At 39.9% G+C, this 21,473-nt stretch carries 20 protein-coding genes and 1 pseudogene; all 21 read right to left on the bottom strand.

The window, feature by feature from the left end:
* Positions 1-27: 27 nt before the first annotated feature.
* Entirely contained in the window at positions 28-2,580 is a 2,553-nt protein-coding gene (locus MKO06_RS10120; RefSeq protein ID WP_241551055.1) for a heavy metal translocating P-type ATPase, read from the bottom strand.
* A gap of 1 nt (position 2,581) precedes the next feature.
* On the bottom strand, positions 2,582-3,022 hold the full coding sequence (locus MKO06_RS10115) for an MgtC/SapB family protein (RefSeq protein WP_241551054.1): 441 nt from the start codon (positions 3,020-3,022) through the stop codon (positions 2,582-2,584).
* A gap of 6 nt (positions 3,023-3,028) precedes the next feature.
* Positions 3,029-3,919 (bottom strand): bestrophin family protein, encoded by an 891-nt coding sequence (locus MKO06_RS10110; RefSeq protein WP_241551053.1) that lies wholly within the window; start codon positions 3,917-3,919, stop codon positions 3,029-3,031.
* Between the two features lie 57 nt (positions 3,920-3,976).
* Positions 3,977-4,066 (bottom strand): annotated as a pseudogene (locus tag MKO06_RS17170) (zinc-ribbon domain-containing protein); the annotation flags it as partial.
* Between the two features lie 170 nt (positions 4,067-4,236).
* Positions 4,237-4,998, bottom strand: a complete 762-nt coding sequence (locus MKO06_RS10105; protein ID WP_011709087.1) for an AlbA family DNA-binding domain-containing protein — start codon at positions 4,996-4,998, stop codon at positions 4,237-4,239.
* 58 nt (positions 4,999-5,056) lie between these two features.
* Entirely contained in the window at positions 5,057-5,149 is a 93-nt protein-coding gene (locus MKO06_RS10100) for an SHOCT domain-containing protein (RefSeq protein WP_011709086.1), read from the bottom strand.
* A gap of 4 nt (positions 5,150-5,153) precedes the next feature.
* Positions 5,154-5,330 carry a hypothetical protein gene (locus MKO06_RS10095; protein ID WP_011709085.1) on the bottom strand — a complete coding sequence of 59 codons (177 nt, stop codon included), beginning with the start codon at positions 5,328-5,330 and terminating at the stop codon, positions 5,154-5,156.
* Entirely contained in the window at positions 5,306-5,476 is a 171-nt protein-coding gene (locus tag MKO06_RS10090) for a SpoIIAA family protein (RefSeq protein WP_341475727.1), read from the bottom strand. The genes MKO06_RS10095 and MKO06_RS10090 overlap by 25 nt, the downstream gene beginning before the upstream one ends.
* Positions 5,477-5,737: 261 nt before the next feature.
* Positions 5,738-6,280: a hypothetical protein gene (locus MKO06_RS10085; protein ID WP_011709083.1), complete on the bottom strand. Its 543-nt coding sequence runs from the start codon at positions 6,278-6,280 to the stop codon at positions 5,738-5,740.
* Positions 6,280-6,576 (bottom strand): SHOCT domain-containing protein, encoded by a 297-nt coding sequence (locus MKO06_RS10080; RefSeq protein WP_011709082.1) that lies wholly within the window; start codon positions 6,574-6,576, stop codon positions 6,280-6,282. Before MKO06_RS10080 ends, MKO06_RS10085 begins: the two co-directional genes overlap by 1 nt.
* Positions 6,552-6,911 carry a SpoIIAA family protein gene (locus MKO06_RS10075; RefSeq protein ID WP_011709081.1) on the bottom strand — a complete coding sequence of 120 codons (360 nt, stop codon included), beginning with the start codon at positions 6,909-6,911 and terminating at the stop codon, positions 6,552-6,554. Before MKO06_RS10075 ends, MKO06_RS10080 begins: the two co-directional genes overlap by 25 nt.
* Positions 6,912-6,937: 26 nt before the next feature.
* Positions 6,938-7,360, bottom strand: coding sequence for a Fur family transcriptional regulator (locus MKO06_RS10070; protein ID WP_008613756.1), 423 nt, complete (start codon positions 7,358-7,360; stop codon positions 6,938-6,940).
* Positions 7,361-7,375: 15 nt separating this feature from the next.
* Complete coding sequence (locus MKO06_RS10065; protein ID WP_008613762.1) at positions 7,376-7,714, bottom strand: P-II family nitrogen regulator; 339 nt, start codon at positions 7,712-7,714, stop codon at positions 7,376-7,378.
* A 96-nt stretch (positions 7,715-7,810) separates the two neighbouring features.
* Positions 7,811-9,049, bottom strand: a complete 1,239-nt coding sequence (locus MKO06_RS10060; protein ID WP_011709080.1) for an efflux RND transporter periplasmic adaptor subunit — start codon at positions 9,047-9,049, stop codon at positions 7,811-7,813.
* A gap of 22 nt (positions 9,050-9,071) precedes the next feature.
* Complete coding sequence (locus tag MKO06_RS10055) at positions 9,072-13,505, bottom strand: CusA/CzcA family heavy metal efflux RND transporter (protein WP_241551052.1); 4,434 nt, start codon at positions 13,503-13,505, stop codon at positions 9,072-9,074.
* Positions 13,506-13,643: 138 nt separating this feature from the next.
* Entirely contained in the window at positions 13,644-13,970 is a 327-nt protein-coding gene (locus MKO06_RS10050; RefSeq protein WP_041250263.1) for a DUF6660 family protein, read from the bottom strand.
* A 170-nt stretch (positions 13,971-14,140) separates the two neighbouring features.
* Positions 14,141-16,888 carry a heavy metal translocating P-type ATPase gene (locus MKO06_RS10045; protein ID WP_241551051.1) on the bottom strand — a complete coding sequence of 916 codons (2,748 nt, stop codon included), beginning with the start codon at positions 16,886-16,888 and terminating at the stop codon, positions 14,141-14,143.
* Between the two features lie 85 nt (positions 16,889-16,973).
* A complete protein-coding gene (locus MKO06_RS10040; RefSeq protein ID WP_241551049.1) occupies positions 16,974-18,002 on the bottom strand; it encodes an SDR family oxidoreductase in 1,029 nt (342 codons plus the stop codon).
* On the bottom strand, positions 17,999-18,628 hold the full coding sequence (locus MKO06_RS10035; protein WP_241551048.1) for a hypothetical protein: 630 nt from the start codon (positions 18,626-18,628) through the stop codon (positions 17,999-18,001). Before MKO06_RS10035 ends, MKO06_RS10040 begins: the two co-directional genes overlap by 4 nt.
* Positions 18,629-18,634: 6 nt before the next feature.
* Entirely contained in the window at positions 18,635-19,918 is a 1,284-nt protein-coding gene (locus tag MKO06_RS10030; RefSeq protein ID WP_241552033.1) for an amylo-alpha-1,6-glucosidase, read from the bottom strand.
* An 18-nt stretch (positions 19,919-19,936) separates the two neighbouring features.
* Positions 19,937-21,454: a vitamin K epoxide reductase family protein gene (locus tag MKO06_RS10025; RefSeq protein WP_241552032.1), complete on the bottom strand. Its 1,518-nt coding sequence runs from the start codon at positions 21,452-21,454 to the stop codon at positions 19,937-19,939.
* Positions 21,455-21,473: the final 19 nt, after the last annotated feature.

Below are 21,473 nucleotides of genomic sequence, written 5' to 3'. Positions count from 1 at the left end.
ACTGGATTCTTCTAAGTCCCAATTTTTCTAATCTTTTTTATAAGCCAAAAGGCGCAGCGCATTGGCCACTACTACCAAGGTAGACCCCTCGTGAAATGCCACGGCTATTCCTATGTTTGCCCAGCTCAAAATGGTGGCTGGTATGAGCAGTGCCACAACACCAAGGCTTACCCAAAGGTTCTGCTTGATAATAGCTTTTGCCTTTCTACTCAAGCCAATAGCAAAAGGCAGGGTTTCCAACTTATCGGCCATTAGGGCAACATCCGCCGTTTCCAAGGCCACATCGCTTCCAGCCGCTCCCATTGCTATGCCCACGGTACTGTTCGCCATTGCGGGTGCATCGTTTACACCATCGCCTACCATTGCCACCTTGGATTCCTTTTCCTTTAGCTCTTTTATGGCATCCACTTTTTCCTCTGGTAACAAGCTCCCCCAAGCATCGGTCAATCCTATTTCTTTCGCCACGGCATCGGCAACCTTTTGGTTGTCACCAGTAAGCATAATCATTCGTTTGATACCGATTTCCTTTAATTTTTTGAGGGTTTCCTTGGCAGCTTCGCGAGGGGTATCCATTAGGGCAATAACACCTATATATTCTTGGTTTTTCCGAATAAGCATCGTAGTATTTCCCCCACCTTCGAGGTCACGGACTTTCGTTATTATCTCTTCGGAAGGGGTGCTCTCATCAAGCCCTTCGTACAGGTCGAGGTTACCGACATAGATTTTGTCATTGCCCAATGACGCTTTTATACCTTTGCCAAGCACGGCTTCCAAATCGGTTGCATCAGGTATTTCCTCGCCTTTCAAACGTTCCTTGCCATCTCGAACCACTGCTTTTGCCAGGGGATGATCACTTAGATTCTCTACGGCTACAGCTATTTTTAAAAGTTCGTTTTCAGAAATATCGCCAAGCGGGACCACTTCGGTAAGCTTGGGTTTTCCTTCGGTCAGGGTACCCGTCTTGTCAAAGGCGAGCGCGGTAATAACCCCCAAGTCTTCCAAAGGACGACCCCCTTTGATAAGTACCCCGCCACGGGCCGCTCGTGCAACACCGCTCAATACCGCACTCGGGGTCGAAATCGCAAGGGCACAGGGACTGGCAGCTACCAATACGGCCATAGCCCTATAAAAGCTGGCACTAAACGGTTCATCGACGACCAAAAAAGCAAAGAGCAACAGCACTACCAATACCAGTACGGAAGGAACAAAATATCTTTCAAATTTATCGGTAAGCAACTGGGTGGGGGATTTTTGGGTCTGGGCTTCGTTCACCAATTTTACCAATCGGGACAGTGTTGAATCCTTTGCCTCTTTGATTACCTTAATTTCAAGCGTATTGTTGCCGTTAATAGTCCCGGCGAAAACTCGGTTTTCGTCCTTTATATCATCATCCTCTGAATAGTCCTTGGCGGAATCTTCCACAGGAACTTTATCTACTGGTACACTTTCCCCGGTAATGGGGGCTTGGTTGACACTACTTTTACCATCAACAACAACGCCATCGGCAGATATTTTACTGTTTGGCTTAACTACAATGATATCGCCTTTATTCAACTTTTCAATACCAACTTCTTTGGTCTTTCCATCTTTTTTTAGCAAGGCCGTTTTCGGTGCTAAATCTGCCAGTGCCGCAATAGATTTTCGGGCTTTCTCCATCGCATAATGTTCAAGAGCGTGCCCGAGGCTGAACAGGAACAGTAACAAGGCACCTTCCGCCCAAGCGCCCAAAGCAGCGGCACCGATGGCGGCGACCAACATTAAAAAGTCGATTTCAAAACCACCTTTGGCCACTGTCTGTATGGCCTCTTTCGCGGTAAAATAACCTCCAAAAAAGTAGGCGCCTATGTAGAGGGACAAGCTGACCCAATCCGGTATCGAGTCCACGTAGGACAATCCGAAACCTATTCCGAGAAGGGCACCGCAAATGATGGCAAAAATAAGTTCGGTGTTTTTTCCAAAAACACCACCGTGGGCGTGGGAATGTTCTTCCCCGGCCCCGTGGCTTTCACCTTCCATATGATTCTGGACTTCGTTATCTTTATGCTTTTGTTCTTCTTTGCCCTTTGCCTTTTTTTTATTTAAATTTTGAGGATTCTTTTCCGCAGGTTCAAAGCCTTTATTCTCAGCAGAGGAGCTTTTATTAACTTTTATGTTTTCTTTTTCTAACTTTGCACTTATTTCATCAAAACTGGTCTCACGCTTATCATATTCTAAACGGATCATTCCTCCCGCATTGGCGGAAGCTTCCAAAACGCCTTTGATATTCAGCAGACTCTTTTCTATAGTCCTTGCATGCCGGGTATGTCTAATCCCCTCAACCTCTATAAGCAAATGTCCATATTTCTCGGTAATTTCAGCCCCGGTTCTTTCTGCCAATGATTGAATTCGGTCAATAGAGATAATGTCCGGATCATAATGAAAGCACAATTGTGGAACCGTATCTTCCTGATCATCTTTTATATGCACTTTTTCAAGACCTTCTTTGGCTTCTAATTCCTCAATAAGTCTTTGTACACAGGTATCTTTTTCATTTGGCACCTGAGGTAGCAGTACCGGAATTTTAAGTTGTAATTTTTTCATTTTAGGTATTGTTTGTTTTATGTTTTTTCAAAAAAGGGAAATGATGTGAAACCAATAATAGAATAAGAAAAGCGGATGTAACACTTCCAATGAGGTACATACCAAACCCAATTGATATACCAACCGCGGCAGTGGCCCAAATTGTAGCTGCGGTAGTCAAACCGGAAATTAAATTTTTCGCGCTATCCCTAAAAATAATTCCTGCACCAAAGAACCCAATACCGGAAACAATATTGGCGACAATGCGGGTTTGGTCAGTTACTTCAATATGAGTATTGATTATTGTAATTAATGCGGCCCCAAGGCAAACGGCTGCATACGTTCTAATTCCTGCCGCATTTCCGTCAATTTCCCTATCGAGTCCTATCAGGACACCTAGTAAAAGAGCGACAAATAATCTCGGTATCAGTGTTATTTCAGTTTGAAAATCCATTGTATTCATCTTGTATTATAAAATATAATAATCTGTTGGCTCTTTCTTTACAGGAACATCTGTTTTACCTATCATTTGTTTAATGTTTATTTCTATCGTTTCGGCCAAATCAGTCATGGGTGTATCCAAAGGGTCGTTTTCAAAGGGATCCTGCATGAGTATGGATGTTTTTTCAATGGCAATGAAAATGACTGGTATAATAAATGTTATAGCGATTTCAACTGCTATATTTTTATCGTCCAATCCAAAAGGCAACATTGTAGCAAAAACGTAGATGATCAAATGAATCAATAAGCTGTGTGCTTTGGGGAAGACAGTATTTTTTATACGTTCGCATTTGCCCATTGAATCACATAACCTGGCTATAGTACTGTCTATCTGTACCTGCTGAAAATCATTGACCATACCAATTTCTTTTGCCTTTAACAAAGTTTCAGAGTGTTGTGACAATAAAGCATTAGGAATATTAAATGCTTTAATCCCATAGGATTCTGAGTATACCTTAACCCGAGTGGAAAAGGGTAGTTTCCTCAACGATTCCCCTAGGGCATAGCACCAGATTACCTGACGATCGGTCATCTCTTTCACCATCTTTTGATAGCCTCCTTGACCCCTTGCAAAAAAAGACACACACTGCCTGACCAGTGTTCTGGAATCATTGACAATAGCCCCCCAAATAATACGGGCTTCCCACCACCGTTCATAGGCTTGATTGGTTCGAAAACCCAAAAGTAGAGCCACCGCAGTACCAAAAACGCCGGTTATTGCAATTGGAATAGAGATTTTTGACAAAAAACCATATTGGTCCATATAGCCAACCAGAATTGAATAACTACCGATAAATATCAGGTCAAATTTTATGGTTTTCAAGAAGTCAAAAATTGATATCCGCTTATTTAAGAGCATATTTAAAAATTATTTAAGTCCGTTCAATAAGTTGTTTGCTTATTCTCATAATGTAAACTATACTTCATTGCTACATTTAGAACAAAATTTTGCATCCATAGGTATTGGTTCTTGACAACTTATGCATTTTACTTTACCTAAAGGCTCGCCACAATGTTGTCAAAAAGAAGCATTTTCAGGATTGTTTTTGCCGCATTTTGTACATCTCACAACAACCTTGGGTTCATTAAATCTTGGGGCATTATTTTTACGTTGATGCTTGTTGGAATGATGACCATAATTTCCTCTTAATAAATGTTTTAAAAATCCCATATTGTTTAGTTTAAGTATGTTTCCATATATTCCAACGCCTCGGGCATATCCAACTCGCGGGTTCCGTTCCCGGTTCTGATAAAGAAATGCGAACGATCGCCCAAATTCAAATACACAGGTTTTTGTGATTTGTGAACCCTTACATAACAGATATCCTTTTCTTCAAATTGGTGAAAAGACACTTTAACCAAAGTGCAAAAATGGGTACCCAACTTGAGGGACACCAATTGCATTATATATTGCTCAAACCCGTCCTTGCCAGGTTTTTTTAAAGTACCATAATCCTGTTCCAGCCCCAGAATACTACCTTCATCATCAATTCCGATAATTAAATGCCCTCCTTGGGTGTTCATAAACCCGGCAATTGTTTTTGCTATTACGTCTTCCAAAGCCTTATTCGGTTTAAACTGCCTCAAATCCCATCTCAAGGTAGATTTAAATTCTACTTGCTGGTTTTCTCCTGCCGCAATCAGCTCTCTGATCTCCTCCAGCTTATCTCTTCTTCCGGTCAATTGAAATATTCTTTGCCTGACCATAAACATAAGTGACAAGGCAATGCCCAGCAGTCCAAATAGCAATTTGATTATGGCTTGATCCAAATCCCATACTCTAAATTCCTGCTGATATGAAGCAAGCAGGTATTTCCACCATTCGCCATTATCTCCCTGCATGTCATACATGTGGAGTGAAATAGCCAGGGGCTGTATTATAAATAAGCCAAGGGCTAATCCAATGAATATAAAAACAAATACTTTCCGTTTTTTCATTTTTACCTTCTTTTATATGCCATAGGTGCCATCGGCTTCGATACCTGTGGCCTTATAACTACTTCTTCTTATCCTGAAGGACTTTCTTCTTTTGTTCAAATTCCTCATCGCTTATCTCGTCCCGGGCGTATCGATCTCTCAGGGCTTCCATAGCCTTATCTTTCCGTCTGTTTTGTCCCGGCGTGGGGTAAGGAATTAAGAATATCCAAAAGATAAGGATTATCCAAAGCCCCCACCATATCCAGTGCATTCCCCCAAAATATCAGTCGTCCATCATAATCTTTCTGTTTAAATTTATTTAACTTTTTTAATGATTTCCTTTCTCCATCCATTCCTTGGCCAAATCTTTTTCTTCAGGGCTAAAGAATTTAATATGTGCCTTTGTAAAGGGTATCAAAACTTCCGTAAACTGTTCCTTCCATTTTGTATTTCCCACCAATGCAACCTTTTTAACGCGTTCTTCGTTCGGAAGTTTCAGTTCAATGCCCTTCCAATACGCACTTGCGGTCCACCCCTCAAAATTTTACATTATTAGTAATAAGCGAAAAATGATAAGACGGAAATATTTATATATCACATCTATCTCCCTAATTGCGGTACAAATTTTGTACGGCAGGAGGATATTTTATTTACACTTATTACATCTCCCCAGCGCTATTTTAATAAGGCACTACTGGAAGAGGATGGGATTCTATTTATACTTTTTCATCTTTCTATGTTATTTTGAATTAAATGGCATTCACTCTTTCTTTAAAATAAGCTGGGCAAATTTTATTTCTATGGATCCTTCAAGTCCAGGAACCACTTGATTTAAGCTTGGGCTTATAGTTTTCTCTATAAATCCACCGGCACTTAAAAGACAGGAAAATGTAGGACCTTGGGGGATGTGGGTCAATGTCGCTTTAAAGTAGTTTTGCACTTCTTTATTAGGAAGCCTGATCGTTACCAACCAATTAAAATCAATTGGTTCATGTGGGCGCAAAAGGAAATCCTCAACCGGGACCTTCCCGGTAAATCTTATCCATATAGGTGCTTGAGTACTTTTAAGATAGGTGGCTAGCTGTGGATTATTTGTGTCTATAGTTCTCAAATTTATGGAACCCGTAATTTCTTTACTTGTGTAATCAAAAAACATGGAAAGTTGATGGCTTTCCGCCTTAAATGCCTTGCCATCTATATTAGCTTTTATAAGGATATGCCCCTCCCGTGTACTGTATATAGTTTGGGTATGCAGGATAGGAGCCAGCATTAAAAAAAATATAGTTAGTTGTCCTTTTCCCATTATTTTTCCTGCCTAATTTTTTTCTGGTCCTTTGGTTCATTTTTATTTTGAAGAATATTTACCCGGTGTTTATATTCTTCCTCGCTTATTTCGCCCCGTGCAAAACGCTCCCTTAGAATTTCCATTGCTCCGTCTTTTTTCCGTTTTTGTCCAGGGGTGGGGTAAGGAATTAAAAATATCCAAAAGATAAGAATTATCCAAAGTCCCCACCATATCCAGTGCATTCCCCCAAAATTCCAGTTGTCCATCATAATCTTTCTATTTAACTTTTTTAATGATTTCCTTTCTCCATCCATTCCTTGGCCAAATCTTTTTCTTCAGGGCTAAAGCATTTAATATGTGCCCTTGTAAAGGGTATCAAAACTTCCGTAAATTGCTCTTGCCATTTTGTATTTCCCACCAATGCAACCTTTTTAACGCGTTCTTCATTCGGAAGTTTCAGTTCAATGCCCTCCCAATACGCACTTGCGGTCCACCCCTCAAAATTTTCCATTTCAATATACCAGTACACTTTATGGTTTGACTGTATATGGTTTTTTAATTGAGATATCAAATTGTCATAATCGGTAGCATCCAATCTATTTTGAGCTACCATATATACCTTGCTTTCTTTCTTATAAATTTTCATCATTGTTCCAATTTTTTAAATCAAAAAACTTAATCCAAGTCATTGCTACATTTCTCACAGACTCCCTTGGCCACCAGATTGATATCCTCTGCCACATAGCCTTCGGGCAGGTTTATCTGAGGGATTTTGTGCTCTGTAAGGCACACGGTTTCCCCGCAACTATTGCAATGAAAATGTAAGTGAAGGTCGTTTCCCACCTCACATTCACAATTGTCTTCGCACAGGGCATATTTAATGATGCCGGTGCCATCCTCAATTTGATGCACGATTCCTTTTTCTTCAAATGTCTTCATAGTACGGAAAAGCGTACTCCTTTCCGAGCTTTCGAAATCCTTTCCAAGGTCGCCTAAGCTAACGGCCACATTCAGTTGTGCCAGCCGTCTATAGGTCATCAAGCGCATTGCCGTAGGGCGGATGCCTTTGCTTTCCAACTTTTTTACTATTTTTTCCATTTGCTATAAAAGTATTTAGGGGTCGTAACGCTTTATGGATTCCCCGGTTTTTATCTGGAAGGCATCTTCAATATCGGAAAGATAAATTATTCCGTCACCGGGTTCAGTTGTTTTTGCATTCTCAAGGATAATATCTATTGCTGATTGTGCTTCTTCGTTTTGACATACCAGTTCTAACTTTACAACCGGACTGTCTGTTACACGGAAATCTAAAGAAGGTGATGCGCCTTTTGCTTTAAAAGCCCCGGTACCTTCCCCCTGGGAAAGCGTCATACTTTTGAATCCACTTTCACTAAGGGATTCTATCACTTTTTGAACTCGTTTCGGTTTTATAAATGCTTTTATTTCTTTCATTGCTGTAATATTAATTTTAGTATTAAGGATGAACCCTCTGGAATTTTAATTAAGACAAACATTTAACAGAGAGTCCATCCATCTAATTTTTTTAATTTAATGACCATGGGAAGTCTGGCTTTTCTGCATTTCAGAAACCAGATAATAGGCATTATTATAGGCAACCAACGTACCTTCAGGCAGAGGCTCCAGCAGTTTAATTTCAACCCAACCATCTTCATTTATTCCCGTTCTAACCTGCACTGGTTTCAATTCCCATTCGGTTTCACCATCTTCCTGGTGTTTTTGGGCCGTAAAGATGTAGGGATTTCCTTCTTCTTCAATTATTGCTTCTTCCGGTAAGGCAGGAACAGCTTCTTCACCGGTCCTGATTTTTCCGTTTATATACATCCCCGGAATTAGAAAATCTTCTTTATTATCGATTTCTGCATGCACATGTACCGCTTTGGGGTTTTGTTCAAATTGTTTCCCCACTGAATAAATTTCCCCGGTTAAATTACTGCCTGGAACCGATTCCAGTGTAAACGCAATCTTTTGGCCTTCTTTCACCTTATAAATATCTTTTTCAAAAACCATTAGATCGGCATGCACATGTTCATTATCAACTACCATAAACATACTGGTCTGAGGGTCTACATATTGTCCTACCTGTACCAGTACTTTTTCAATATAACCTCCAATTGGGCTTACTACCGGAATATATTCATATAATTCACCGTCTCTAACCTGGGAAGCATTTAGGTTTAACTGCCGTAACTGTGATTCATACCCCCGCACTTCACCTTGTACAGACTGGTAATCTGATTGGGTTTGTTGAAAAGATTTTCCAGATCCTACCTCTGCTTCATATAAACGTTTCTGTCTTTCAAATTCCTTTTCCAAAAATTGCATCCTACTATATGCATTAATATAATCAGACTGCATTCTGGTTAAATTTGGGTGAGAAAGATAAGCCAACACCTGACCTTTATTTACCTTATCCCCCTCAATAACCTTTATAGAAGTTATATTACCGCCTAAAATTGCCGTAACGGTAGCTTCATATTGTGGCGGCACTTCTAACTGGCCATTGGCTTCCACAATACCGGACAAAGCTTTTTTAGGCAAGGTATCTACTTTAATCCCCAGACTATTGAATTTCATTTCTGAAAGATGTACCGAACGCATCCCTCCTTCTTCTTCATCTCCTTCCTCACCGTGATTTTCACCTTCTTCGGTATTAGTAGTTGCAGTTTCACTGGAAGCATCTTCCCCTGCCGCAGGATTTTCTTTACATCCAAAGAATATGCTGAGCGTTAAGGCAAGCATTAGAATATTTATTGATCTTGTATTCATATCGATTTTCTTATTTTAATTTTTAATTTGAATTCTTAAGGTAATATTCCAGTTGGTAACGGCTGTCGAGATAATCGTTAAAAGCACTCCAGGCATTTACCTCGATTCTAATGGCATCTCTTATATTTTGGAGAAATGTCACATAATCGATAGCGCCTTCCTTAAAGGCCAGCACTGATCCATCTTGTTGCTCTTTGGCCAGCGGAAGTGCTTCATCCCTATAATAATTCCATGAGTTTCTCCATTTGATGTAGTCTTCACGCATATTTTTATAGGCGGTTTCCAGTTCGATTTTATCCTGATAAAAGTTTTGCTCTGCAATCTGTCTATTTACTTGTGCTTCCTGTGTACGGCCTAATTCCGGCCCAAAAAACAGCGGAATTTGAATTCCTATTTGATATTGGAAGAAACCCGATTGCCCGGCTATTTCCTGCCTACCGTACTGACCCTGAAATTTGGGCAAAAATTCAGATTTTCGTTCTCTGGTAACCGCTTTGGCAACATCTATCCTTTGTTCCGAAACCTGTAGCAACGGATGATTTTCAAGCGACTCTACCAGAAAGTTTAAAGGTTTGTCTAAAGTTTCAACAGGCAAATCTGGTACATCATAAATCGTATCACTAACAAACCATAGGTTTAAACGCTGTATTGATTTCAGGTAATTTCGGTATGACTGTTCCAGCTGTATTTTAACCTCGTTCGCCTGGTTGGAGGTAGCAAGATATTCCAGTTTAGAGGTAGCTTCTGTCTCATACCGGATTCTTGCAGCCCTTTCAATATCTTCAAAAATTGAATCCATTTTTCTATATACCTGATACGCCTTTTTAGTTGTATAAACAGATGTCCAGGCCCTGCTTACTTCACGTTCAATTTCAATAGTAGATAGCTCTAAGGCATTTTCAGCAAGTGCCACCCTTTCTTTCTGTAATTTCAAACGGGGAGCTATTCCAAAAACATCTATGCCTTGTTGTTGAACACCAATTTGGGTATAGATCCCATCAGAACCATTTCCTACCTCTTCTTTTCCTGTAAAGATTTGGGTATTCCCAAAATCATAAGCGGTTTTACGCAATACTTCCTCACTTTCAATTTCAAGTTGGGCAGCTTTTAATTGTGGAAAGTTTTGGATTGCCATTTCTTTAGCCTCTTCCAAACTAATAGTTTGTAAAGAATCCTGTATTGGATTTTCCGATGACATTTCATCAGATTGTGCATTTACGGAAAAGGTTCCGCCTAACATCAATCCAATTATCAAAATTGTGGCTAAAGATCGTGAATTGGAAGAACCAAGCTTGTTCTGTTCCTTTTTCTCTCGTCTCTTCTCTACAAATGTATAAAGGACAGGAAGAACAACCAGAGTAAGTAAGGTAGCTGTAAGCATGCCTCCAATAACAACCGTAGCAAGGGGTCGTTGTACTTCAGCTCCTGCTGACGATGAAAAAGCCATCGGCAGAAATCCAAAAATATCTGTTGTTGCTGTTAACATAATAGGTCGTATTCGTTCTTTGGTTCCTGTAAAAATTCTATCTTTTATACTGGTTACCCCTTCTTCTTTTAAGGAATTAAACCTGTTAATTAGCACCAGCCCGTTTAAAACGGCAACCCCAAACAATACAATGAAGCCTACACCAGCTGAAATACTAAACGGCATATCTCTTAACCAAAGAGCAAATATTCCTCCAATAGCCGCCAGTGGAATGGCTATATAGATCATAATTGATTGGGAAAAAGATTGGAGTGCAAAGTACAGAAGCACGAATATCAGAAATAGAGCGATGGGCACTACTATTTGTAAACGCCCTTTTGCTCTTTGAAGGTTTTCAAACTCCCCACCATAAGTAATGTAATATCCTGGAGGTAAATCTAACTCTTCATCCAATTTTTGCTGGATGTCATTTACCACAGATTCCACATCCCTCCCGCGGGCATTAACTCCCACATAGGTTCTTCTAAAGGTGTTATCCCTGGAAATTTGCATAGGACCCGGTACATAACTAATATCAGCTACTTCCTTAATCGGAACCTGGGTTCCATCCGGCAGATCTATATAGAGGGTACGTAAATCATCAATGCTTTGGCGGTGCGCCTCATCAAAACGTATAACCATATCAAACCGCTTTTCCCCTTCAAAGATCACTCCGGCCGTTCCTCCGGCAAAAGCTGCACTTATATAATCGTTAATCTTTTCAATGTCCAATCCATATTGCGCAATTTTTTTACGATTAAACCGCACCGTCATTTGTGGAAGACCAGATGTTCGTTCAGGGTTCACATCTCCTACGCCCGGTATAGTCTGTATTATTTCAGCCATTTTATCAGCTTTTTCAGCAAGAAGGTCTAAATCTTCACCATATAATTTTACCGCAACATCTTCCCTGACCCCGGTAAGCAGTTCATTAAAACGAAGCTCTACAGGCTGGCTAAAAACCAGGTTGACTCCCGTAAGTTCTTCATTAAGTTTCTCTTTGATCTTTTCTATCAATTCCTCTTTAGAACTTGCCGAAGTCCAATTATCCATATCCTTCTCTAATACAATAAACATATCGGCAATATCCATAGGCATTGGATCAGTAGGGATATCGGCAACCCCAATCCTCGCTACGGCGGTTTCTACTTCCGGGAAATTCTCAAGAAGGATATCTTCTATTTTTGTGGAAACATCAATTGCTTCACTCAAACCACTTCCAGGTCTTATTAAAGCCTGCATGGCGATATCCCCTTCATCAAGTTGAGGGACAAATTCCCCTCCCATTCTGGAAAAGATAAAACCGGCTACTATAAGTAAGACAACCGCAGACCCCAATACTATAAACTTCAATCTTAAAGCTCCTTTTAATAAAGGCATGTATCCTTTTTGAATCCCTCCAATAATTTTATCACTAACTTTTTCCAGCCAGCGTTCAAACTTTCCAAACCAGTTCTTTTTATTCTGAATTGGTTTCATAAATAAAGCAGACATCATAGGGACATAGGTAAGGCATAAGAAAATAGCACCTATCATAGCAAAACCAAAAGTAAATGCCATTGGCCGAAACATTTTCCCTTCTACCCCCGTAAGAAAAAGAATGGGCGCAAATACGATAAGAATGATAATTTGTCCAAAAAAGGCCGAACCCATCATCGTACTTCCGGCATCATAGGCTACTTCATCCATTTTAGCCTTATTAAATTTTGTTTTGCCGGAACGCATCCGTTTTTGTATTTCATATACCGTACCCTCAATGATGATCACAGCACCGTCTATAATAATTCCAAAGTCAATAGCTCCCAAACTCATTAGATTGGCCCAGACATTAAATTGCTTCATTAATATAAAAGCAAAAAGAAGTGATAAAGGAATGGTCGTAGCGGTTATAAGTCCACCTCTTAAGCTACCTAATAGTATCACCAGGGCAAAAATCACGATTAAAGCACCTTCCAGAAGATTCTGGGTCACGGTACTCGTAGTTCTTTCAATTAAAACACTTCTGTCAAGGAAGGGTTCTATTGATAAACCTTCAGGCAAAGATTGTTCTACCGTCTCCATACGATCCTGAACATTTGCAATTACTTTATTAGGATTTGCACCTTTCAACATGAGCACCATACCGCCAACAGCTTCACGGCCATCCTGGGTAAAAGCACCATAGCGTACCTGGCTACCAAACTGGACCTCTTCAGCTGCATCTCCAATTGTTACAGGCACTCCATTTTCATTCTTGATAACAATAGATTTTATATCATCTAGTGACCTGATTAAACCCTCACCACGGATAAAATTGGCCATATTATTTTTTTCTATATATGCACCGCCTGTATTAACATTATTTTTTTGCAGGGCATCGAAGACTTGGGAAATAGAAACGTTTAACGCATTCAGTTTTTCGGGATTAATGGCAATTTCATATTGTTTTATAGAGCCCCCAAATGAATTTACCTCTACTACACCTTCGACGAGGGTCATTTGACGCTTTACGATCCAATCCTGGATGGTACGCAATTCCGTAGGGGAATAAACAGTGTCATACTCTTTTTGTGGCTTTATCGTATATTGATAAATCTCACCCAAGCCTGTAGTAATGGGTCCCATAGCGGGACTTCCAAATTTTTCAGGTATTTGGTCCCTGACTTCGTTTAGTTTTTCCTGAACCAGTTGACGGGGTTTGTAAATGCCCATATCGTCCTCAAAAACAATTGTAACCACGGAAAGGCCAAATCGGGAAACAGATCGTATTTCCGTAACCCCAGGTAAATTACCCATCGAAAGTTCAACGGGATAGGTTACAAACTGTTCAATATCTTCAGTGGCAAGATTTGGTGACTGGGTGATCACCTGAACCTGATTGTTAGTAATATCTGGTACCGATCCCAGGTTTACGGTGGACATGGACCAAATACCCATTCCTATAAGCGCTAAGGTAAGTAGCCCAATAATAAATTTATTATTAATGGAAAATGCGATTATCTTATTAATCATATAAATAAAAATTTAATTCAGTTAAAATTCTTGATAATAATTTTGTGCCTAACAAAATCTATCAATAGGACCAAGGATCTAGTATGAGAACCAGGATTTGGTCAAAAAAGAATATAATTATCCTTTAAAAAAACTGAATTAAACTTTTGGGGGATCTAAAAAGGAAAGAATAGGTTCTTCCACTGAGCTGTCAAAATAGACAAAGGCTTTTGATGGAATTTCCTTAATCAAAGCCTTGAAATTTGAAGAACCGAAATCTACCGTATGCACATGGCAGCAATGACAACTACAAAAAGGAGGGCATAAATCTACTACTTTATCATGAGAATGGTCGATATCTAAATTCTGAGCAGCAACCACTGTAACTTCTGAATCAGCAATCACTTGTGAAGTATCACTATCATTACAGGCTAATAAGTTAAGCCCGAATATATACAGAGATAATATGACAGCGATAATTTTCACACTACAAAGATAAAAAAAAATCAATGCACAGATTGTGCAAAAGACAAGTGCGTATATTGAATCAAGGATTTTTATATGGTTTAATATGTTACTAAAATTTTTCGATATCCTATTTTCGTATAACTATAAATAATCCGTGTGTCTCTCACTAGAATTAGATTAAATATATTCTACAACAATTTTGCTCCTCTTAACCTCAAGGCATTGGCAATAACTGAAACCGAGCTAAAACTCATGGCCAGAGCCGCGATCATAGGAGAAAGTAATAACCCAAAGAATGGATATAATACACCCGCAGCAATTGGCACACCCAGGGTGTTATAAATAAGAGCAAAAAACAGGTTCTCTTTAATATTCCGCATTACTTTTTCGCTGAGTTTGATTGCCTTAAGCACTCCTTTTAAATCTCCTTTCACCAGAGTGACCTCGGCACTTTCAATCGCTACATCGGTCCCTGTACCCATAGCGATTCCAATATCCGCCTGGGCCAGTGCGGGGGCATCATTAATACCATCTCCAGCCATGGCTACTTTTTTACCCTCTGCCTGGAGTTTTTTTACTTCCTCCATTTTATTCTGCGGGATCATACCCGCTTTAAAATCAGCCAGGTTCAATTCCTTTGCTACTGCTGAAGCTGTTCTTTCATTATCCCCCGTAAGCATGATCACCTTGATTCCTTCATTCTGGAGTTCGGTTAAAGCTTCCCTACTAGTTTTTTTGATCTTATCTGAAATAGTTACAAAACCAACTATTTGTGAATCTATCGCCAGGTAAGAAACTGTTTTCCCTTTTTCCTGTTCCGCAGTAACCTGATTATTTATTTCTTCTGAAATTCCAGCATTTTCAGCCTGCATTAATTTTTCATTTCCAAGCGCCAGCTGCTTTCCTTCAAAGTTGGCCGTAACTCCTTTCCCTGTAACCGAATTAAATTCTGAAGCTTCACCATAATTGATATTTTTTGCTTTCGCATAATTAACGGTTGCTGTAGCCAGCGGATGCTCACTTTGGGCATTTACAGAAGCGATAAGACGGGTGAGCTCTTTTTCTGTATACTCTGATGTAACCGAAATAACTTTTTCTACGGAAGGTTTACCCTCGGTGATAGTTCCTGTTTTGTCAATTATAAGCACATCGATCTTGTTCATTTCTTCCAAAGCCCGGGCGTTCTTAATCAAAACCCCGTTTTTTGCACCTTTACCAACCCCCACCATCACAGACATAGGTGTTGCCAGACCTAAAGCACAGGGACAGGCAATGATCAATACCGCAATAGCATTTACAAGTGCATAAACATAGGCCGGATCGGGGCCATAGATCGCCCATATGACAAAGGTTATTATAGATATTATTACAACGATAGGTACAAAATAGGCTGAAATCCTATCCGCCAGCTTTTGAATGGGCGCTCGTGATCTGCTGGCATCATTTACCATCTTTATGATTTGCGCAAGCAGGGTTTCATTTCCAACTTTTTCCGCAGTCATGGTGAAACTTTGGTTACCATTAATAGTACCCGAATTTACCTTATCACCTTCCTGTTTATCTACAGGAATAGGTTCCCCGGTGATCATGGATTCGTCGATACTGGATTTGCCTTTTTTGATGGTCCCATCTACCGGGATTTTATCGCCGGGCTTTACTCTTAGAACATCCCCTTTCTGAATCTTATCTACGGAAATTGTTTCTTCTACCCCATCAACCACTCTTACAGCCTTATTCGGTGCCAGCTTTAGTAATTCCTTTATAGCTGAATTAGTCCTGCTGTGAGCACGTGCTTCCAGAACCTGTCCCATTAAAACCAAAGTGAGTATTACGGTGGCTGCTTCAAAATATACATGCACGGTTCCCATTTCAGTCTTAAACTGATCAGGAAAAAAATCGGGGAATAGCATACCAAACACACTGAATATCCAGGCTACCCCCGCTCCGATACCTATTAGGGTAAACATATTTAGATTCCATGTTTTAATGGACCTGTAAGCACGTTCAAAAAACATCCAGGTTGCATAAAAAACCACCGGCAGGGAAAGTCCGAACTGTATCCAGTTCCAAATCTTCATATCTGCCAGGTCATACAGTGGATTATCGGGAATCATTTCAGACATCGCTATCAGGAAAATAGGAAGTGTAAATGCTACTGCGATCCAGAATTTCTTCAAAAGTGTCTTATAACCTTTTTCCTCAGCAGACTTCTGTGGTTCTTTGGGAACCAAATCCATCCCGCAAATAGGACAATCTCCTGGTTCATCTTTTATTATTTCAGGATGCATGGGACAGGTATATTCATCCCCTCCTGAAGAAGGAGAACTCAAATCCATTTGCTCCACCAGATCCATTCCGCAGACCGGGCAATCGCCAGGTTCATCATAAGTTTTTTCTCCTTCGCAATGCATGGGACAATACCATGTGCCGGTTCTTTTACCTTTTGGTGTTTTATCTTCAGACTGATGCTTATGTTTTGCTTGTTCCTCCCCGGGGAGCATGATATGATAATTTCCTCCGTGCTCTTGTAGGGCTTTTTCAAAAACATCAAGTTTAATGTGTTCTTTCATACTGATCTCTGCTTCCCCTTTTTCAAGGTTTACAGCAGCATTTACAACACCTGACACCGTATTTAAGGTTTCTTCCACATGAGATCTGCAGCCATTACAGGTCATTCCCGTAATCTTATAAGAATGTTTCATCAGTTGCCCGGTAGATTGATCCGTTTTCCGCGGCATCATTATATTATAATTACTTCCCTCTAAGGCACGCTCAAATCTCTCCAAAGGAATATGTTCCTTCATTTCAATCACTGCTTCCTCCTTTTTTAAATCAACAGAAACCTGAGTGACCCCATTGACTTCACTTAAGGATTTTTCTACATGTGACCTGCAACCATTACAAGTCATGCCGGTAATTTTATAAGTATGTTTCATTTTCCTTTATTTTTCATCCTGATCGTGAAACCGACCATTTAATTCTGGGACAGACTTTTCAGAATAATACATCTCATTACAAACGCTAGTTTTTATCGCTTTTTTTTATAAACTGAGTGAGAAATACCGCTCCCAACATGGCGACTCCAAAAATTCCAATTACTTTTTTGTGTTCATAAACCTGATCAAATTTACTGTAATCCTGGGCGGTGTTATTAAAACTACCATGAACACCGTGATCCCCGGCCACTGGTTCCCAAAGATTGTGTTTTCTATCGGCATCCTCTAAATTTTCGGTCAACTGCCCATCAACTCCATTTCTGGCCATATAATGATCTAAAAATTGAGGTACTAGTTTATTGCCCCAAACAGTCTGAATGGTGGGATACCCTACCATTCTCTGTCGAACCCCAGATTTAGCCACGTTTACAATTGCTCTTGCAGCGACCTCTGGCTGATAAATTTTACCCATGGGTTTAGGCTTTTTGTCAAACCTGGTCTTTACCCAACCAAACTGGGTGGTATTCATTGCCGGCAAATGTACTATGGAAAGATCTATATTTAGGTTATCATGTATTATCTCCGCGCGCAATGATTCAAAAAATCCCTGAATGGCATGTTTGGAAGCACAGTAAGCAGACTGCAGTGGAATACCGCGATAGGAAAGCGCAGAACCTACCAGAATAATTTTCCCATAATTTCTCTGCTTCATTCTTTTTAATGCAGCCAGGGTTCCGTAAACCTGCCCCAGGTAAGTTACATTGGTAACTCTGGAAAATTCTTCCGGATTCATATCTATCGCTTTGCTAAAAACACTCACCATGGCATTATTGACCCAAATAGCAATAGGACCAAGATTTTCTTCAGCAAAGCTTGCTGCCTCTTCCATCTCACGAGCATTTGCCACATCTGCAATATAAATCCAGGCTTCGCCGCCACATTCTTCCACATCTCGTTTTGCGCCCTCCAATCCATCTTTACCTCTGGCGATAAGTAATATTTTAGCTCCTTTTCTGGCAAATTCTATTGCGGTGGCTCTTCCCAGTCCCGCCGAAGCACCGGTAATTACAACACATCCATTAAACTCCTCATGGTTATTATTTGATAGTTTCATATATCTTTATTTATTTCGATTTTGTGAACAAAATATTTCGTAAGCTTTTTCCACTGAAGTTGCTGGAAACCAGCCCATGCCCCTTCAGCAATAAGGGTATTGATTAATTTTCTTTTGCCCGCAGATACTCCTTTATTATTTACACCTTCATTTTTACCAATTTCAAAGCCTTTAATAGAGTTTTCTTCTAAAGTAACCCTGAAAGTACTGGTGGCTTCATCAATAAAAAAATGTTCTATTTCCTTATTTAAATGTATAACGCCCACCGGACTTTTACTGGGACTTACGGTAAATTCAGCTGAAGTTTCTTCATTTTTTATATCGGTTACATACACCCAATTCTCAGGTGAAGGTATTGGTAATTCAATTTTTATATAATCATGTAACTCCAGTTCCTTCATTTTTTCACCTTCAGCATTATAAATTTGAAATTCTGCTGAAATCTCTGGTAATGCAGACCATCTGTTCACATCAAACAACTTTTGCTTAGAGCGAACAAACTTTTCCCTGGGCAGCTCCTGGGAATCAAATCTATTTTCGCTACTATAAGTTTTATCTTTTAATCTGCTTCCTGAATTTTGCTCTTCACTTTGCCAAAATTCCTTTATCCATCCCCATATACCCATTACTTTTCAGTTTAAATTGGAGTTACTTCTTTCTTCATTATTCATCATATCTATAACAAGGCCTGCCCAGGTAAAATCTTGAGCACCGTAACCTTCTCCAGTTAGCGGATTGTAATATTCCCTGAAACCACTTTTCTCAATAAGCTCTTTGATACTGGAGGTCAATTTTCCAGCAAGTTCCTCGTATCCATTATTTTTTAAGTACTGGTGTAAAAACCAGTTATGCACAATCCAGGTAGGACCCCGCCATATATAGATCGATTCCTTCGGATTAAACGCAGATGAATTTAAAGCTACAGACGGCAATGGATAGCTTGAATTAAATTCGTCAGCCTGCACTAAATGTTTATCAATCACCTGTTTCTTGATCTCTTCTGATATTCCAGAAAGCACTACAGGATAAAAAATAGTAGGCGTTAGAATTTTTATTTTTTTATTCTCTTTACCGTAGACATCATAAAATGCCTTATCCTCTTTATCATACAATATGTCTACAATACTATCGCTTACTTTTTTTGCTCTTTTATAATATACCTGCGCATCCCTGTCATCTACCTTTTCACATAATTCTCCCAGGCTTTCAAGATTTTGTGCATAAATCGTATTTAAACCCACTTCTTTAACCAGGAAATAGTTCTTCTTATAAATCTTTTTCAGATTATAATTATTCAGGAAATTTCGAAAATCCACCCAAATGACCTTCATGTAAAGCAAGTTATTGGCCTTTCCTTTAAAATTTAGCGGAACATCGAAAGTGGGTTTCCAATCCATTCCAGATTCGAAAGGTGATATGATACTAAGTAAATGATCACCTTCAAAATCACGGTTTTCAGCCAGCCAGTTATAATATCTTTTTAACTTCGGAAGTACTTGCTCTAAAAATTCCAGATCACCAGAGGCATTAACAATTCTGCTCACTGCCTGTGCAATAAGTGGTGGCTGGATAAGAGAACTCATATGACTTTTAAAGAAGTTTTTGTAGCTCAATTTCGATTGAAAAATATCTGCCCATCTACCTGGTTTCAATCGGTCCCAATAGATCATATGCCCAATAAAACCATCCTCCTCCTGAAGTCTTAACAAACTATGTATATGCTTCTTAGCCATTTCAACTTCATCTATAGCGACCAGAATAAAAACGTGAAAGCAGGTATCCCAAAAGAACTGGTAGGGATATCTATCTGGAGCAGGCCGGGTGTAATGATAACGTGGGCTATCATCCTCTTCAGCCATTTCCATATTCTCATAGATAATTTCCCTGACTTTTTTTAAAAGCTCTTCATCGCTCATTAGAATGCAAATAAGTTTCTATTTTACGTATTTATCCCAGAGGCCATATTCTTCTTTCTTCGGTCCACGTGGGAAAGAAAGTCCGGCTACCAATAAGCCTGCAACTAAACCGGTTATTTGCAATCCTAAAGTACTGCCATTTACCAGCCATGGCCCAATTGCGAGAACTAATCCAAGCAGAATATTAAAATATCTTCCGCGACGAACAATCTCTCCCATACATATTACCGAAGTAACCACAATAAGAGAACCGCTAAGGTGGAAAATATTAGAAGGCATGGTTTGAATCTTTACCCCGAATACTGCCGGTGCAAACATTACTGCAATACCTAAAAGAGTTGAAACTGCCAGCGTCCATGGAACACTCATTCCCCAAATGGAAGATTTATAAACGGCTACTGGTTTGTTGGGAAATTCCATAAGTTCAGTAGTACGATCATCTGTATTCTTTTCAAAAGCTTCTCCACCTTTCCAGAACACTTCCCACATATTATCTCCTCTCTTTTTCGCCTGCACCATATGTTGCCCCATTGCGATTACCTCATCAAGTTCCAGCGGGATCATTGGCAGCATAATAGCCGCGGCCAACAAACAAAAGGTACACCATTCTCCAACTATAATAGGCTGGGATATCACCAGAAATATATGGACCAAGCCTAAAGGAATGACTAAGATCCCAAAGAACGTAACCATCCATGGCATAGTTCGCCATCTGGAAGGACTTCCCATCCAGCCCATCAAAAATTCGAAGTTGTAAGCAAGCGCCCCAAAAGCTCCATCTGAAATTGGCAAAGAATGGGACATATTAGAATTTAATATTTTCATCGTGCTCTCCCCAAAGAAAGGATCTGCCGCAAAGTCTGTATATCCTAACTGAAATGTTCCGAGATAACGGGAAACAATCCACCCAAAAAAAGCTAGCACGATCATGATCCACCGCTGGGGCCAGCTGGAAGGATTATAGCTCCAGCCCGGAGGCACTACTGATCCCATTTTCATATAGGTGATCATATTCGGCATACCAGGAATAAGAATGGTCAATGCAATAACCATTACCCCTACCATGGTATCATTATTATAAATATAGGCATTGGGTGCCCAGAATATTACCGGAGCAAAATTCAGCCAAATCCCTATAAAACAGGCAATCCAAAGACTTATAGGTCGGTTGGGCGTTAGGGAACGCCATCCAAAGAACATGAGAAGCAATCCGCTGATTATATCGCTCCACTGCATGATCTGAACCCGCATTGCGTCACTCAGCCAGATAGATCTTCCTCCTGATGGCTGTACTATATCTTTTCCATAATCAAATGAAAAAGGGGAAACTACTAACCATGCTCCCAGAAGAATAAGCAACCAGTAAATCCAGAGGGTTTGCTTATGGTGCATGTGCAGCATTTTCATTCTGTCCATCCCATTATCCTCGCCATCGTCCTTTCCTTTCTTCATTTCTTTCTCGGCCATGGGTCTAGTTACTCCCCGACTCCCCATTCCAGGTGTTTCAGCCTTTTTTTCGTGGTTTTGATCTGCCATATTGAAAATAATTATATTA

It is taken from the genome of Christiangramia oceanisediminis, from assembly GCF_022570735.2.
Classification (GTDB): Bacteria; Bacteroidota; Bacteroidia; order Flavobacteriales; family Flavobacteriaceae; genus Christiangramia; species Christiangramia oceanisediminis.
The sequence above is the reverse complement of the archived record's forward strand: the minus strand, read 5'-3'. Positions and strand labels throughout refer to the sequence as shown.

Bases quoted from the DNA above. Each gene is read 5' to 3' on its own strand.
- MKO06_RS10040 (WP_241551049.1), bottom strand. From the start codon at position 18,002: ATGAAACTATCAAATAATAACCATGAGGAGTTTAATGGATGTGTTGTA.
- MKO06_RS10030 (WP_241552033.1), bottom strand. From the start codon at position 19,918: ATGAGCGATGAAGAGCTTTTAAAAAAAGTCAGGGAAATTATCTATGAG.
- MKO06_RS10080 (WP_011709082.1), bottom strand. From the start codon at position 6,576: ATGGATGGAGAAAGGAAATCATTAAAAAAGTTAAATAGAAAGATTATG.
- MKO06_RS10035 (WP_241551048.1), bottom strand. From the start codon at position 18,628: ATGGGTATATGGGGATGGATAAAGGAATTTTGGCAAAGTGAAGAGCAA.
- MKO06_RS10070 (WP_008613756.1), bottom strand. From the start codon at position 7,360: ATGGAAAAAATAGTAAAAAAGTTGGAAAGCAAAGGCATCCGCCCTACG.
- MKO06_RS10095 (WP_011709085.1), bottom strand. From the start codon at position 5,330: ATGGATGGAGAAAGGAAATCATTAAAAAAGTTAAATAAATTTAAACAG.
- MKO06_RS10100 (WP_011709086.1), bottom strand. From the start codon at position 5,149: ATGGAAGCCCTGAGAGATCGATACGCCCGGGACGAGATAAGCGATGAG.
- MKO06_RS10115 (WP_241551054.1), bottom strand. From the start codon at position 3,022: ATGAATACAATGGATTTTCAAACTGAAATAACACTGATACCGAGATTA.
- MKO06_RS10075 (WP_011709081.1), bottom strand. From the start codon at position 6,911: ATGATGAAAATTTATAAGAAAGAAAGCAAGGTATATATGGTAGCTCAA.
- MKO06_RS10110 (WP_241551053.1), bottom strand. From the start codon at position 3,919: ATGCTCTTAAATAAGCGGATATCAATTTTTGACTTCTTGAAAACCATA.
- MKO06_RS10065 (WP_008613762.1), bottom strand. From the start codon at position 7,714: ATGAAAGAAATAAAAGCATTTATAAAACCGAAACGAGTTCAAAAAGTG.
- MKO06_RS10105 (WP_011709087.1), bottom strand. From the start codon at position 4,998: ATGAAAAAACGGAAAGTATTTGTTTTTATATTCATTGGATTAGCCCTT.
- MKO06_RS10060 (WP_011709080.1), bottom strand. From the start codon at position 9,049: ATGAATACAAGATCAATAAATATTCTAATGCTTGCCTTAACGCTCAGC.
- MKO06_RS10085 (WP_011709083.1), bottom strand. From the start codon at position 6,280: ATGGGAAAAGGACAACTAACTATATTTTTTTTAATGCTGGCTCCTATC.
- MKO06_RS10120 (WP_241551055.1), bottom strand. From the start codon at position 2,580: ATGAAAAAATTACAACTTAAAATTCCGGTACTGCTACCTCAGGTGCCA.
- MKO06_RS10055 (WP_241551052.1), bottom strand. From the start codon at position 13,505: ATGATTAATAAGATAATCGCATTTTCCATTAATAATAAATTTATTATT.
- MKO06_RS10025 (WP_241552032.1), bottom strand. From the start codon at position 21,454: ATGGCAGATCAAAACCACGAAAAAAAGGCTGAAACACCTGGAATGGGG.
- MKO06_RS10045 (WP_241551051.1), bottom strand. From the start codon at position 16,888: ATGAAACATACTTATAAAATTACCGGCATGACTTGTAATGGTTGCAGG.